This is a genomic window from Streptomyces sp. NPDC051217 (assembly GCF_044455465.1).
Lineage (GTDB): Bacteria > Actinomycetota > Actinomycetes > Streptomycetales > Streptomycetaceae > Streptomyces.
Genome location: NZ_JBITEV010000018.1, coordinates 128,312 through 142,695 on the forward strand (window position 1 = coordinate 128,312; position 14,384 = coordinate 142,695).

General features: G+C 70.9%; 10 protein-coding genes. 4 read left to right on the forward strand and 6 right to left on the reverse strand.

Annotated elements, in window-relative coordinates; translation table 11 throughout:
• Positions 1-4: 4 nt before the first annotated feature.
• The 4 genes from ACIBBB_RS31285 to ssd are packed head-to-tail and all read right to left on the reverse strand — an operon-like array spanning position 5 to position 4,024.
• Entirely contained in the window at positions 5-808 is an 804-nt protein-coding gene (locus ACIBBB_RS31285) for a type II secretion system F family protein (protein WP_398987953.1), read from the reverse strand.
• A complete protein-coding gene (locus ACIBBB_RS31290) occupies positions 805-1,731 on the reverse strand; it encodes a type II secretion system F family protein (RefSeq protein WP_398987955.1) in 927 nt (308 codons plus the stop codon). Before ACIBBB_RS31290 ends, ACIBBB_RS31285 begins: the two co-directional genes overlap by 4 nt.
• Positions 1,731-2,912 carry a TadA family conjugal transfer-associated ATPase gene (locus tag ACIBBB_RS31295; protein ID WP_398987957.1) on the reverse strand — a complete coding sequence of 394 codons (1,182 nt, stop codon included), beginning with the start codon at positions 2,910-2,912 and terminating at the stop codon, positions 1,731-1,733. Before ACIBBB_RS31295 ends, ACIBBB_RS31290 begins: the two co-directional genes overlap by 1 nt.
• Positions 2,909-4,024, reverse strand: a complete 1,116-nt coding sequence (gene ssd, locus ACIBBB_RS31300) for a septum site-determining protein Ssd (RefSeq protein WP_398987959.1) — start codon at positions 4,022-4,024, stop codon at positions 2,909-2,911. The genes ACIBBB_RS31295 and ssd overlap by 4 nt, the downstream gene beginning before the upstream one ends.
• A 570-nt stretch (positions 4,025-4,594) precedes the next feature.
• On the opposite strand from ssd, the gene ACIBBB_RS31305 reads away from it, so the two are divergent.
• Entirely contained in the window at positions 4,595-5,431 is an 837-nt protein-coding gene (locus ACIBBB_RS31305; protein ID WP_398987961.1) for an HAD family hydrolase, read from the forward strand.
• A 369-nt stretch (positions 5,432-5,800) separates the two neighbouring features.
• Here ACIBBB_RS31305 and ACIBBB_RS31310 read toward each other — a convergent pair whose 3' ends face one another.
• Entirely contained in the window at positions 5,801-6,715 is a 915-nt protein-coding gene (locus ACIBBB_RS31310; protein ID WP_398987963.1) for an oxidoreductase, read from the reverse strand.
• A gap of 102 nt (positions 6,716-6,817) precedes the next feature.
• On the opposite strand from ACIBBB_RS31310, the gene ACIBBB_RS31315 reads away from it, so the two are divergent.
• Positions 6,818-7,804 carry an ATP-binding protein gene (locus ACIBBB_RS31315; RefSeq protein WP_398987965.1) on the forward strand — a complete coding sequence of 329 codons (987 nt, stop codon included), beginning with the start codon at positions 6,818-6,820 and terminating at the stop codon, positions 7,802-7,804.
• 91 nt (positions 7,805-7,895) lie between these two features.
• Here ACIBBB_RS31315 and ACIBBB_RS31320 read toward each other — a convergent pair whose 3' ends face one another.
• Positions 7,896-9,227 carry a hypothetical protein gene (locus ACIBBB_RS31320; protein WP_398987967.1) on the reverse strand — a complete coding sequence of 444 codons (1,332 nt, stop codon included), beginning with the start codon at positions 9,225-9,227 and terminating at the stop codon, positions 7,896-7,898.
• 297 nt (positions 9,228-9,524) lie between these two features.
• Between ACIBBB_RS31320 and ACIBBB_RS31325 the strand changes: the two genes are divergently transcribed.
• Both ACIBBB_RS31325 and acs read left to right on the forward strand, forming a co-directional pair.
• On the forward strand, positions 9,525-12,083 hold the full coding sequence (locus ACIBBB_RS31325; protein WP_398987969.1) for a SulP family inorganic anion transporter: 2,559 nt from the start codon (positions 9,525-9,527) through the stop codon (positions 12,081-12,083).
• A 248-nt stretch (positions 12,084-12,331) separates the two neighbouring features.
• Entirely contained in the window at positions 12,332-14,290 is a 1,959-nt protein-coding gene (gene acs / locus ACIBBB_RS31330; protein ID WP_398987971.1) for an acetate--CoA ligase, read from the forward strand.
• The last annotated feature ends 94 nt before the right edge of the window (positions 14,291-14,384 follow it).

The following is a 14,384-nucleotide window of genomic DNA, read 5'->3' on the forward strand; positions in this document are numbered from 1 at the left end:
CGGCTCAGTTGCCGCGCAGCAGCCCGGTCGCCAGGCCGATCACCACCGGGGCGACTCCCACCGCCAGGAAGGCGGGCAGGAAGCACAGCCCCACCGGAGCGGTGATCAGCACCTGGGCCCGGCCCGCGCGGGCCGCGGCCTGCCGGGCACGTTCCGCCCTGAGGTCGTCGGCCACCCGGGAGACCGCCTCCGCCGCCGGCGCCCCCGTGGACCCGGCCCGCTCCAGACAGCGGGCCAGCTCGGCGGCGCCCGGTATCTCGCCGAACCGCCCCCACGTCCGGACCGGTTCGCCCCCGAGCCGCAGGGCCGCCGCCGTACTCACCAGCCGGTCGCCCACCGGCCCGCCCAGCGACTCACCCACCGCCTCCGCCGCCTCGCGCGGACCGGCGCCGGCCGAGACGCAGGCGGCCAACAGATCGGCGGCGAGCGGCAATTGCCGCGCGGCCTCGCCCGCGTCCTCGTCCGTCGCCGCGCCGACGTCCGGCTTACGGGTTCGTAGCCATCGCCAGACGCCGTACGCGCCCGCGAGCCCCACCGCCGGCCCGACCGGTCCGCCGATCACGGCCCAGCCGAGGCACACGGCCCCCAGCGGCGGACCCCATCGCCGGAGCCACGCTCCGTACTCCGGCCGCGCGCCGCGCCGAGCGGGCGACACCTCCATGTCGAGCAGCGCCACCATCCGCCCGCGCCCGGCCCGTTCGCGACGCCACTCCGACCACGCGAGGACCACGGACATCACCGCCGCCAGCGACCACACCGTCACCCACAGGCTGTGCACAAAGTCCCCATCCGCGAACCGCCCGTTCATGACGCACCCCCGCCCCGCACGATCCGCCCGGCCCACCAGAAACCCATCGCCTCCAGCAGCCCGCCGACCACCAGACAGCCCAGCCCGGCGGGAGTGTGCAGCAGGACGCCCATCGGGTCGGCGCCCATGGCCCAGCCCATCGCCAGGCCCACCACGGGCAGCAGCGCCAGCACCACGACCGTGGACCACGCGCCGGCCAACTGCGCGCGCATGGAGTCGCGTTGGTCCTGCTGCGCCCGTAAGGCCGCACGAAGCCTGTCGAGTCCGGCGGCCAGTCCCGCTCCACCGTCCACCGCGACGCGCCAGCAGGCCGCGACCCCGACCAGGCCTTCCGCACCCCGTTGCCGGGCCGCCTTGCGCAGGGCCCCGGGGACATCGCCGCCGAAGCGGGCGGCCGCGACCACCAGGGCGAGTTCCGGGCCGCTCAGGTCACGGCCGGCGGCCCGGACCGCCGCCGTGAGGCCTTCCGCCGGCTGCGCCCCGGCTCTCAACTCCCCCACGAGGACGTCGCACAGGCCCCGCACGGCCCCGGCCCGCAGCTCCGCGGCGCGTCTCCGCTCCGCGGCCCGCAGCCGTCGTCCCACGAGCGGCACGGCCGCCGCGCCCGCGACCAGCGGCAGAACCGACTCGCCCCACAGAGCGAGCGCCGCCGCGACAGGCAGACAGAACCACTCCTTCCCAAGCCCGGTCAGCCGATCTCGAATCGCTTTCGCCGCGCGCCGCCAGGTCGGGGCCGCCTTGAACCCCACCGCCGGCCCGGTCCCGATCATGCGCCCAGCGCCACCACCGACGCCGAACAGCAACTCCGCCCGCCGGGACGCCCGCCCCCGGTCCAGCCGCTCCCAGGCCGCCAGCGCCACGCACAGGGCCGCGCAGAAGACGGCCGGCGGCATGGCGGCCGGGATCGGGAACGGCGTCGCCATCACAGCGCACCCCCGATCAGCGACCGCAGCCTCGGCCAGCCCCGTTCGTACGCGAACCCCTCCGCGGCCCAGCGCAGCGCGGGCACCGTCACCACCAGCCCCGCCGGGTCACGCTCCAGCACACGCACCTCGGCGATACGGCGGCGCCCGGCCCGGTCCCGTACGAGATGGAGCACCACCGACAACGCCGCCGCCAACTGGCTGTGCAGAGCGGCCCGGTTGAGGCCGGCGGCCGTTCCCAGTGCCTCAAGCCGCGCGGGAACATCAGCGGCGGTATTCGCGTGAACCGTCCCGCAGCCTCCTTCATGACCGGTGTTCAAGGCGGCGAGGAGCTCAGTCACCTCCGCTCCTCGCACCTCCCCGACCACCAATCGGTCGGGCCTCATCCGCAGTGCCTGGCGCACCAGGTCCCGCAGGGTCACCTCGCCCGCGCCTTCCTGGTTCGCGGGCCGCGCCTCCAGACGCACCACATGCGGGTGGTCCGGCCTCAACTCCGCCGAGTCCTCGGCCAGTACGATCCGCTCGCACTCCCCCACCAGACCGAGCAGGGCCGAGAGGAGCGTCGTCTTCCCCGAGCCCGTGCCGCCGCTGATCAGGAATGACACCCGCGCCTCGATCAGCGCCCGCAGCAGCCCCTCACCACCTGGCGGCAGCGTCCCGGCGGCGGTCAGTTCGGCCGGGGAGAAGGCCCGGGGACGTACGACCCGCAGCGACAGATACGTCGATCCGACGGCCACCGGGGGCAGCACCGCGTGCATACGTGTCCCGTCGGGCAGCCGGGCGTCCACCCAGGGGCGCGCGTCGTCCAGCCGTCTGCCCGCCACGGCGGCGAGCCGCTGCGCCAGCCTCCGTACGGCCGAGGCGTCCGCGAACGACACGTCCGTCAGCTCCAGCCCGCCGCCCCGGTCCACCCAGACCCGGTCGGGCGCCGAGACCAGCACGTCGGTCACGGCGGGATCGGCCAGCAAGGGCTCCAGCGGGCCCGTCCCCACCAGCTCGCGCCTCAACTCCTCTGCCGCGCCGAGCACTTCCGTGTCCCCCAGGAGCCTCCCCTGGGCCCTCAGAGCCGCCGCCACGCGCGCCGGGGTCGGCTCGGCCCCGCTCTCCGCCAGACGCTGCCGTACGGCGTCCAGGAGCGCTCCACCGACCTGCGCGCCCCTCACCCGCGCCACGGCGCTCACGCGGTCACGCTCCCGTCCCCGGCGCCCGCGAGCGCCCGCTCCCAGAAAGCGGCGCAGAACCGCGCCAGCGGACCCCGCACGCTCGCCCCTGGCGGCGACCCGCCTTCCTGGGCGGCCAACAGGCCCGGCTCCGCGGGAAGTTCACCCACGAGCGGCAGCCGCAGCGCGTCCGCCACCCACCTGTCGTCCAGCCCGGTGGCGTACGGCCCACGGACGACCGCCCTCAGGTCCGGCAGGACCATGCCCACCAAGGACGCGACCCTGCTCGCGGCCGCGACGGCCCGCAGCTCCCCCGGCACCACCAGCAGGCCGACGTCCAACTGCGCCAGCGCCTCCGCCCCGGCCTCGTCGATCCGGCGCGGGAGATCCACGACCACGACGCCGCCCCTCCTGCGGGCCGCCGCGAGGACGGACCGCATGGCCTCCGGCCGGACGAGGACGGAGTCACCGCGATCCCAGCTCAGCAGGCGCAGATCGTGCAGCCGGGGCAGTGACTCCTCCAGCGCACCCCCCGCCACCCGTCCCTTGGAAGCGGCGAAATCCGGCCACCGGCGGCCCTCGGCCCGCTCGCCGCCGAGCAGTACGTCGAGCCCACCACCGAGCGGGTCACCGTCGATGAGCATGGTCCGCAGCCCTTGGCGGGCCGCCGTGACGGCCAGGGCGCAGGCCAGCGTCGAAGCCCCGGCCCCGCCCCGGCCGCCGATCACCCCGACGGTCAGCGCCTGCCGCCCCACCCCTTCGGCGACGTCGGCGATCCGGTCGACGAGCCAGCTCTCGGCGTCGGGCAGGCGGAGCACACAGTCGGCGCCGATCTCGACGGCCCGCCGCCATACGTCCGGGTCGTCCTGGTCCCGGCCGACCAGCAACACCCCTGGGCGCCGGGTCGCGGACCGACACCGGACGGCCGCGTCGTCGCCCACCAGCACCAGCGGCGCGGACTCCCAGCCGCCCCGTCGCTCGGGCACCGAGTGGTGCACCTCCGGCTCGGCGCCCGCCGCGGCGCACAGCCGCAGCAGATCGTCGAGCAGGTCGGCGTCCTCGGTCACGATCAGCGGTCCGGTCCGGTGCCCTTCGGCGACCGGCGAGCGCTCGGACGTCATGAATCCAGCCATTCTCTCCACCCCCTATTACCGTGATCCCGGATCAACGTCCGCGGTCACCGCGGAAGGCGCTCACCCACATCACCCGGGACACCTGAAGGGCATCCGCTCAGTGGGCTCTCAGCGATCTCGGAGTGATCCGGCATCTGCGATTCCGGCTACCGCGAACTTTCGCGGTGGGAAATCACCTTGCATCGCGCGGAAAAAACGTGTGGATCTTGCTCAAAAGCTGTGGATAACTTGCCGGTTGTGAATATCTCCGTAGCTCATACCGGTGACTTCCCAGAGCACCCTGGCAACTACGCACAGTGACGAGTAGAGTGCGAACCAGACCCGCGCACGCGAAGCGCCACGAGAGGAAGGGGTGTGCGGAGAGCGGAGGCCCGAGCCTCAAAAACGCGTCCGGACATGCGACGACCCCCGCCGGGGGGGAGAGCGGGGGTCGTCCCCCAGACCGACTCGGGGGGGGAGGAGCCGGACCAGGTGAGCACGGTCGCGAACGATCCGTGACTTCCATGGTGTACCCGAGAGCCTTCTCAGGCAAACCCACGCGCCGTACCTTACGCCGAATGGTGGGCGCCTATGCTCGACTTCGTGGAAAACCACTCCTTGCCTCGCACAGCGGCCTTCTTTGACCTGGACAAGACGGTCATTGCGAAGTCGTCGACGTTGACCTTCAGCAAGTCCTTCTATCAAGGCGGACTGATCAACCGCCGGGCCGTACTGCGCACCGCATACACGCAGTTCGTCTTTCTCGCCGGTGGCGCGGATCACGATCAGATGGAGCGCATGCGCGAGTACCTCTCCGCGCTCTGCAAGGGCTGGAACGTCCAGCAGGTCAAGGAGATCGTCGCCGAGACGCTGCACGATCTCATCGACCCCATCATCTACGACGAGGCCGCCTCCCTCATCGAAGATCACCACACGGCCGGACGCGATGTGGTGATCGTCTCCACGTCCGGCGCGGAGGTCGTCGAGCCGATCGGCGAACTCCTCGGCGCCGACAGGGTCGTGGCGACCCGCATGGTCGTCGGCGGGGACGGCTGCTTCACCGGCGAGATCGAGTACTACGCCTACGGGCCGACCAAGGCCGCGGCGGTCAAGGCGCTCGCCGCGTCCGAGGGTTACGACCTGGACCGCTGTTACGCCTATAGCGACTCCGCCACCGACCTGCCGATGCTCCAGTCGGTCGGCCATCCGTACGCGGTCAATCCGGACAGGGCGCTGCGGCGTGAGGCGACGGCCCGCGATTGGCCGATTCTCGTCTTCAACCGGCCGGTCCGGCTGAAGCAGCGGCTGCCCGCGTTCTCCATGCCTCCGCGGCCGGCGCTCGTCGCGGCGGCAGCGGTGGGCGCGGCAGCCGCCACGGCGGGACTGGTCTGGTACGCGAGTCGGCGCCGTCAGGCGGCCTCCGCGTGACCTGACCGGCCATGGTCGGGAAGTTCGTCCATATTTGAACCTAAAAGTAAAGTCATGGAGCGAGGTCTTTCGCTTCTCCGCGGACAGGAGTACAAAGGAATCAACGGCCCGCGAGACCAAGGACATCCGAGAGGATGACCTTCAAACGCACTCAGGCCCCACGGACCGAGCATGAAAACCGAGTACCCACGCGACGTCGACCCGTCGAATACGGGCCAGCCGCACCAGGTGACGGGCCAAGTTCCCGACCTGATGGGCAAAACTACGAGGACGCTTGGTAACTCGGTGGACGTGCGAGCGGCGGTGCCTCTTCGGTACCGCCGCATTTCTGTTGGTGCCGCCGCGTCCAGGGGTTGAACCGGCCACGCCTCAGGCCGCGCCCCGCTGAAGCGCCTCGCATACGGCCGTGGACTCCCGGACACCCAGCTCGACCGCGCGCCCGCAGTGCGCGATCCAGGCCGCCATCCCGTGCGGTGTCCCCGACAGATAGCCGTCGAAGGCCGCCATGTACGCGGCACGCCCCAGCTCGGCGTGCCCGACCTCGGACGGGCAGATCGACTTCGGATCGAGCCCGCTGCCGACCAGCACGATCCGCTCGGCGGCCCGCGCCACCATGCCGTTGTACGAGCCGAAGGGACGCAGCGCGAGCAGTTCGCCGTGCACCACCGCGGCCGTGACGAGCGCGGGTGCCGAACTCCCCGCGATCACCAACTCGGAGAGCCCGTCGAGCCGTCCGGCCACCTCGTCGGCGGGGGGCAGCGGCGCCTCGATCAGTGGCTTGGGGCTCTCGGGCCCCGGTGTCTCGACGACCGGTTCACCGGCCAGCCTCGGCCGCCCGACCGTCTCCCCGGCGACGCCCGCGGCCGGAGCCGTATCCGCACCGGCACGCGTGCCCGCGCCGCCGGCCGCCACCAGATGCAGCCGGGCCAGCACCCGCACCGGTGACTGCCGCCAGATCGAGAGGAGTTGGCCCGCCTCAGCCGTCAACCGCAGCGCGGCTCCCACCGTCAGCGCGTCGGCCGCGGCTCCGAAGTCGCTGCGCCTGCGCACCTCTTCGAGCGCCCAGTCCGCGCCGGAGAGCGCCGCCGACCCACGCGCGGCACGCAGCGCGGCCTCCGAGGTGACCTCGTTGCTACGCCGTCTCATCACGCGGTGCCCGTAGACGCGGTCGACCGCCTTCCGCACCGAATCCACCGCGTCGGGGACGCCCGGCAGGGAGCCCAGAGCCGCGAGAGGGTCGTGTCCTCGCGGAGCGGGCGAAGCGTTCGGGGCTGTCGTACTCATAGGTAGCAAGGCTACGCGCCCACAGCGCACGCCCCACGTTGGAGTGGTCTTCTTCACCCGACGTGGCAGCGCACAGCGACATGACCACTACGCTAGGTGAACATGAAGATCGCTTTCGTGGGGAAGGGCGGCAGTGGCAAGACGACGCTGGCCTCGCTCTTCATCCGCCATCTGACCGCCAACGAGGCTCCCGTCATCGCGGTGGACGCCGACATCAACCAGCATCTCGGGGCCGCGCTCGGTCTCGACGAGGCCCAGAGCGCCGCGCTGCCGGCGATGGGCGCGCATCTGCCGCTCATCAAGGAGTACCTGCGGGGCACCAACCAGCGGATCACCTCCGCGGATTCGATGATCAAGACGACACCTCCGGGCGAGGGCTCCCAGCTCCTGCGGGTCCGCGAGTCCAATCCGGTGTACGACGCCTGCGCCCGCACCGTCCAGCTGGACGACGGCGAGGTCCGGCTGATGGCCACGGGACCCTTCACCGAGTCCGACCTGGGGGTGGCCTGCTACCACTCCAAGGTCGGCGCGGTCGAACTCTGCCTGAACCACCTCGTCGACGGCCCGGACGAGTACGTGGTCGTCGACATGACGGCGGGCTCGGACTCGTTCGCGTCCGGGTTGTTCACCCGGTTCGACATGACGTTCCTGGTGGTCGAGCCGACGCGCAAGGGCGTGTCCGTCTACCGCCAGTACAAGGAGTACGCGCGGGACTTCGGCATCGCGCTGAACGTCGTCGGCAACAAGGTCCAGGCCCAGGACGACGTGGACTTCCTCCAGGACGAGGTGGGCGACGACCTGCTCGTCACCGTCGGGCACTCGAACTGGGTGCGGTCCATGGAGAAGGGCCGCCCCGCCCCGTTCGAGCTGCTGGAGGCGGAGAACCGCGTGGCGCTTCAGATGCTGGAGGACGCGGCGGAGGACTCGTACGCGTACAGGGACTGGGAGCGCTACACGCGGCAGATGGTGCACTTCCACCTCAGGAACGCGGAGAGCTGGGGCAATGCCAAGACTGGCGCGGACCTGGCCGCACAGGTCGACCCGTCGTTCGTACTCCGCGAGGAGGCGGCGCTCCCGCAGCCGAGCTGACCGCGGCGGTGGGTGCGGGCGGCACATCGACGTGCCGCCCGCATCCACCCTTCTCACCACTCACCCCTCCCGAAACTGACGGACACTCAACTCACTGCCCGTCGGCAGGACCCCCTTCAGGACCCGGCCCCGAGCCCGGCCCCGCGTCCGGTCCCGCCGCGGCCGGCGGCGAGGCGGGCGCCCTGGGCGCCGTCAGATACGCCTGCCAGCCGGTCGCCGGCTTCTGGCCGACGCCCAGCCCCCGCAGTCTTTCGAGCGTCTCCGGGTCCTGCGCGTCCAGCCAGTCCACGAGCTCCTTGAACGACACGCACCGCACGCCGTCCTTCACACAGACGGTCTTGATCGTCTCCTCGACGGCGCGCATGTACGTGCCGCCGTTCCACGACTCGAAGTGGTTGCCGATGATCAGCGGCGCGCGGTTGCCGTCGTAGGCGCGGCCGAAGGCCTGGAGCAGCCCGTCGCGCATCTGGTTGCCCCAGTACGCGTGCTGGGACGGGTCGCCGTTGACCGTCTTCGACTGGTTGAACATGAAGTTGTAGTCCATCGAGAGCGTCTCGAACTTCCGGCCGGGCACCGGAACAAGCTGGAGCGGGATGTCCCACATGCCCTCGGCCTTCTTCGGCCAGACCTGGTTGCCGACACCGCTGGAGTCGTAGCGGAAACCCATCGTCCGCGCCGCGCGCATCATGTTCTTCTGCCCTTCCAGGCAGGGCGTGCGGGCGCCGACGAGTTCCTTCTCGTAGTCGAAGGGCAGCGGGGGCTCGGTCGTCAGGCCGCTGTTGGTCTTCCAGTTCTTGACGAAGGCCTTGGCCTGGCTGATCTCGCTCTTCCACTCCTCGACGGACCAGGTGCCGACGCCGCCGTCCGCGCCGCAGAAGTGCCCGTTGAAGTGGGTGCCGATCTCGTTGCCGTCCTGCCAGGCGCCGCGCAGCTCGCGCAGCGTGTTCTTGATGCCCTCGGCGTCGTTGAAGCCGATGTCCGAGCGGCCGACCGCGTGCTGCGGCGGGCTGTACTGCGTGGACTTGTCCTTCGGCAGCAGATAGACACCGCTGAGGAAGTACGTCATCTTCGCGTCGTACTTCTTGCCCACCTCGCGGAAGTGGGAGAAGAGCTTCTGGCTGTCCTCGCCGGCGCCGTCCCAGGAGAACACCACGAACTGCGGCGGCTTCTGACCGGGCTTCAGACGCTCCGGCTCAAGGACCCCGGGCTGGCCGCCGGTGTACGCGGTCGAGCCGTCGCCGATGAGCCGCACCGCACTCTTGGGCGGCCCCTTCTTCGCTCCGTGGGCGCCTCCCTCGGCCTCGGTCCCTGCCGTGGTCCCGGGCTTCGTCTCCGGTGAGCCCGACCCGGAACATCCGGCGAGCCCGACTGCCAACGCCGTCACGGCAGTGCCGCAGGCGATCCTCTTTCTGGCGGCCAGCATCCGCCCACCTCTTCCCTCGGTTCTGTGCGTTGAAGCGCCGACACGCCGAGCACGGCGCCGAGCGCCGACAACGTCGCACTGGGACCCGAGGGGATCCGGTATGACAAGCCGGACAAAATGACTAATCACCGCTACGGGTGAATGTTTGCCCCATTTGCCCCGAAAGTCATGCCTCAATCTTTACTCTCCATTACGATCCATTTACTGATTGTTGATGATCCCGCTACTGCACGCCGTGACCCACGGCCGCGTCCCCCCATATCCCGCGACCGCGCTGCCCCGGAGGAGACGGGAACCATGTCTGCCTGCGTCCCCACCCGTGAAGACCAGCCCCACCGCCCTCACACGAACCACGCCTCTCCCCCGGTCCACGAGCGACGGGCGTCGCTGCTGCCACGGTTCCTGCGCGCGAACCGTCGGCGGAGCCCGGAGCACCAACAGAAAGCGGACACTCCACCGCCCGGACGGCCGCGGGGATTCCGGATCGCCGGAGCGGACTTCTCCGCCTCCATCTCGGTCTTCCTGATCGCGCTGCCGCTCTCCCTCGGCATCGCGCTCGCCACCGGCGCACCCCTCCAGGCCGGTCTCGTCGCCGCGGCCGTCGGCGGCCTCGTGGTCGGCCGCTTCGGCGGCGCGCCCCTCCAGGTCAGCGGTCCGGCGGCCGGTCTGACCGTCGTCACCGCCGATCTGATCCATCAGTACGGCTGGCGCACCACCTGCGCCATCACCGTCCTCGCGGGCTGTGTCCAACTCGGCCTCTCCGCCCTGCGCGTCGCCCGCTCGGCGCTCGCGGTGAGCCCGGCGATCGTGCACGGCATGCTGGCGGGCATCGGCGTCACGATCGCGCTCGCGCAGTTGCACATCGTCCTCGGCGGCACCCCGCAGAGTTCCGCCGTGGCCAACGTCCAGGGGCTGCCCTCCCAGTTGGCCGATCTGCACCCGGGCGCGGTCTCGGTGAGCGCGCTGACCGTGGCCGTCCTCCTCGCCTGGCCGCGTATCCCCGGGCGTACGGGGCGGATCGCGCGGAAGGTGCCCGCCGCCCTCGCGGCAGTCGCGGCGGCGACCGCCGCGGCCGTGCTCGCGGGGCTGAGCCTCGACCGGGTCGATCTGCCCTCCTGGAGCAGCCACGCGCTCCCCGAGTTCCCGCAGGGGCCGGCGCTCGGGCTGCTCGCCGCCGTCCTCACCGTCACCCTGGTCGCCAGCGTCGAGTCACTCCTTTCGGCCGTCGCCGTCGACAAGCTGGTGGCCGCCCGCAAGGAGCCGGCCATCCAGATCCCGCGTGCCCGGCTCGACCGGGAGCTGACCGGACAGGGCGCGGCGAACATCGTCTCCGGCGCCCTCGGCGGACTGCCGATCACCGGCGTCGCCGTCCGCAGCGCCGCCAACGTGGCCGCGGGCGGGATCAGCCGGCACTCGACGATGCTGCACGGGCTGTGGATCGCCGTCGCCGCGCTCTTCCTGGTGTCCGTGCTCGACCTGATCCCGCTGGCCGCGCTCGCCGCGCTGGTCATGGTGATCGGTGTCCAGATGGTCAACATCACGCACGTGCGCAGCGTCCGGCGCAATCGCGAACTGCTCGTCTATGTAGGGACGCTGGCCGGAGTGGTGTTCACCGGCGTCCTGGAAGGGGTGGCGATCGGTGTCGCCCTGGCGGTCGCCGTGGCGCTGCACCGGCTCACCCGGACACGGATCACGATGGACGAGCACGACGGGGTCCACCGGCTGCACGCGCGCGGCCAGTTGACGTTCCTGGCCGTCCCGCGGCTGAGCCGCCTGCTGCACCAGGTGCCGCAGGGGAGCAACTGCGTGGTCGAGTTGGACGGGTCGTTCATGGATCACGCGGCGTACGAGGCGCTGCACGACTGGCAGGTCGCGCATCTGTCGCAGGGCGGGACGGTCGAGTTCACCGGCAGATCGGGGGCCCGTATCGCCGAGCCCGCCGAGCCTGTGTCGCAGTCGAGCACCTGCTGTCGGCCGTGGACACCGTGGCGAAACCACCACTGCGGCGACCTGGTCGAGCAGCCCCCGACGACTCAGGGGCGGAAGGCCGACCGCGTACAGGTGTCGAGCAAGATCCAGGGCGGACAACTCGCCAGTGGGCTCAGCTCGTTCCAGCGCAATACGGCTCCGCTCGTCCGCGGCGAGTTGGCGCGCCTGGCGCGCGAGGGCCAGCAGCCGTCCCAGCTCTTTCTCACCTGCGCCGACTCCCGTCTGGTGACGAGCATGATCACGGCGAGCGGTCCGGGCGATCTGTTCACCGTCCGCAATGTCGGCAATCTGGTCCCTCTTCCTGGAGAGGAGGGCGCGGAAGGGCAGGACGACTCGGTGGCGGCGGCGATCGAGTACGCGGTCGATGTCCTCCGGGTCCAATCGATCACGGTCTGCGGGCACTCGGGATGCGGCGCGATGCAGGCCCTCCTCAAGGCCCCCGACAACGAGCCCCGGCGCGTCGCCCCCAAGGCCGGCCCGCACCCCGCCACCCACACAGCCACCCGCACCACCGTTCCACCGTCCTCCCCCCTCACCCGCTGGCTCCGGCACGGCCGGCCGAGCCTGGAGCGGATGAGGAGCCGCGATCACGCGTGGGCCAGGATCTCCGGGCGACTGCCCGCCGACGCGGTCGAGCAGCTCTGTCTCACCAACGTCGTCCAGCAGTTGGAGCATCTGCGGGCCCATAAGGCGGTGGCCCGGGGCCTCGCCGAGGGCAGGCTCCAACTGCACGGCATGTACTTCCATGTCGGTGAGGCGCAGGCGTATCTGCTGGCCTCCGACGGACAGGAGGACGGCCACGCCGACAGGACCGACGAGGTGTTCAACCGGGTGGCCCCGACGGCATTCGAGGAGGCGCGCGCCTGAACCGGCGCGTTCCCGCATCCGTGAGAATGTGTGGCCCCGTTCCCCACCACAGCCGGGGAACGGGGCCACTTACTCCTGCGCCCCCTCATCAGCCCGGCCGCACAGGTCTAAACCAATTTCCTGAAGACCCTTGTCACCCGGGCATCTGCCTGATGAGCTAGGCCCGGGGACACATAGGACGCCCTGGGAAAGGGAGATGTCGTGAGCAACGAAAGCCTGGCCAACCTGCTCAAGGAGGAGACGGAAGCATGAGCGAACACTCTTCCCTCTCCAACCTGCTCAAGGAAGAGCGGAGGTTCGCGCCACCGGCTGAACTGGCCGCCAACGCCAACGTGACAGCGGAGGCGTACGAGCAGGCCGCGGCGGACAGGCTTGGCTTCTGGGCCGAGCAGGCCCGGCGGCTCACCTGGGCCACCGAACCGACCGAGACCCTCGACTGGTCGAACCCGCCCTTCGCGAAATGGTTCGCGGACGGCGAGCTCAATGTCGCGTACAACTGCGTGGACCGCCACGTCGAGGCGGGCAACGGCGACCGGGTCGCCATCCACTTCGAGGGCGAGCCGGGCGACAGCCGCTCCCTCACCTACGCCGACCTCAAGGACGAGGTCTCGCGGGCCGCGAACGCGCTCACCGAGCTCGGGGTGACCAAGGGCGACCGCGTCGCCATCTATATGCCGATGATCCCCGAGACGGCCGTCGCGATGCTGGCCTGCGCCCGCATCGGCGCCGCGCACTCCGTGGTCTTCGGCGGCTTCTCGGCCGAGGCCGTCGCCTCCCGTATCCAGGACGCCGACGCCAAGCTCGTCATCACCTCCGACGGCGGCTACCGGCGCGGCAAGCCGAGCGCGCTCAAGCCCGCGATCGACGACGCCGTCGCGCGCTGTCCGCAGGTCGAGCATGTCCTGGTGGTACGCCGCACCGGCCAGGACACCGCCTTCAGCGAGGGCCGGGACGTGTGGTGGCACGACATCGTCGACCGCCAGTCCGCCGAGCACACGCCGGAGCCGTTCGACGCGGAGCACCCGCTCTTCATCCTGTACACGTCCGGCACGACGGGTAAGCCCAAGGGCATCCTGCACACCTCGGGCGGCTATCTCACCCAGGTGGCGTACACCCACCACGCGGTCTTCGACCTGAAGCCGGAGACGGACGTCTACTGGTGCACGGCCGATGTCGGCTGGGTGACCGGCCACTCGTACATCGTGTACGGGCCACTGGCCAACGGCGCGACGCAGGTCATGTACGAGGGCACGCCCGACACCCCGCACCAGGGGCGGTTCTGGGAGATCGTCCAGAAGTACGGCGTGACGCTCCTCTACACGGCGCCGACCGCGATCCGCACGTTCATGAAGTGGGGGGACGACATCCCCGCCAAGTTCGATCTGTCGTCGCTGCGCGTCCTGGGCTCGGTCGGTGAGCCGATCAACCCCGAGGCCTGGATCTGGTACCGGCAGAACATCGGCGCCGGCAAGACCCCGGTCGTGGACACCTGGTGGCAGACCGAGACCGGCGGCATGATGATCTCCCCGCTGCCCGGCGTCACCGCCGCCAAGCCGGGCTCCGCGCAGCGCGCGCTCCCCGGTATCTCGGCGACGGTCGTGGACGACGACGGCAACGAGGTGCCGGACGGCGGCGGCGGATACCTCGTCCTCACCGAGCCGTGGCCGTCGATGCTCCGCACCATCTGGGGCGACGACCAGCGGTTCATCGACACCTACTGGTCACGGTTCGAGGGCAAGTACTTCGCGGGCGACGGCGCCAAGAAGGACGACGACGGCGACCTCTGGCTGCTGGGCCGGGTCGACGACGTGATGCTGGTGTCCGGCCACAACATCTCCACCACGGAGGTCGAGTCGGCGCTCGTCTCGCACCCGAAGATCGCCGAGGCGGCTGTCGTCGGCGCCGCGGACGAGACGACCGGCCAGGCGATTGTCGCCTTCGTCATCCTGCGGGGTACGGCGTCGGTGGACGACGGCCTGGTGGCCGAGTTGCGCGACCATGTCAGTACGGTGCTGGGGCCGATCGCCAAGCCGAGGCGGATCCTGCCGGTGGCCGAGCTGCCGAAGACCCGGTCGGGCAAGATCATGCGGCGCCTGCTGCGCGATGTCGCCGAGGATCGTCAGCTCGGTGACGTCACGACGCTCACCGACTCCTCGGTGATGGAGCTGATCCAGACCCAGCTCCCGAGCGCGACCAGCGAGGACTGATCCGTAGGGCCGAGCCGACGTGGCAGCCCCCGGCGCATTGCGCCGGGGGCTCCTCTTTGTAAAGTGGGCGGCGCGTCAACGATGTAACAGGGAA

Excerpts from the sequence above, each read along its gene's own strand:
- ACIBBB_RS31305 (WP_398987961.1), top strand. The coding sequence starts at position 4,595 with ATGCTCGACTTCGTGGAAAACCACTCCTTGCCTCGCACAGCGGCCTTC.
- ACIBBB_RS31310 (WP_398987963.1), bottom strand. The coding sequence starts at position 6,715 with ATGAGTACGACAGCCCCGAACGCTTCGCCCGCTCCGCGAGGACACGAC.
- ACIBBB_RS31320 (WP_398987967.1), bottom strand. The coding sequence starts at position 9,227 with ATGCTGGCCGCCAGAAAGAGGATCGCCTGCGGCACTGCCGTGACGGCG.
- ACIBBB_RS31290 (WP_398987955.1), bottom strand. The coding sequence starts at position 1,731 with ATGGCGACGCCGTTCCCGATCCCGGCCGCCATGCCGCCGGCCGTCTTC.
- ACIBBB_RS31285 (WP_398987953.1), bottom strand. The coding sequence starts at position 808 with ATGAACGGGCGGTTCGCGGATGGGGACTTTGTGCACAGCCTGTGGGTG.
- ssd (WP_398987959.1), bottom strand. The coding sequence starts at position 4,024 with ATGGCTGGATTCATGACGTCCGAGCGCTCGCCGGTCGCCGAAGGGCAC.
- ACIBBB_RS31325 (WP_398987969.1), top strand. The coding sequence starts at position 9,525 with ATGTCTGCCTGCGTCCCCACCCGTGAAGACCAGCCCCACCGCCCTCAC.
- acs (WP_398987971.1), top strand. The coding sequence starts at position 12,332 with ATGAGCGAACACTCTTCCCTCTCCAACCTGCTCAAGGAAGAGCGGAGG.
- ACIBBB_RS31315 (WP_398987965.1), top strand. The coding sequence starts at position 6,818 with ATGAAGATCGCTTTCGTGGGGAAGGGCGGCAGTGGCAAGACGACGCTG.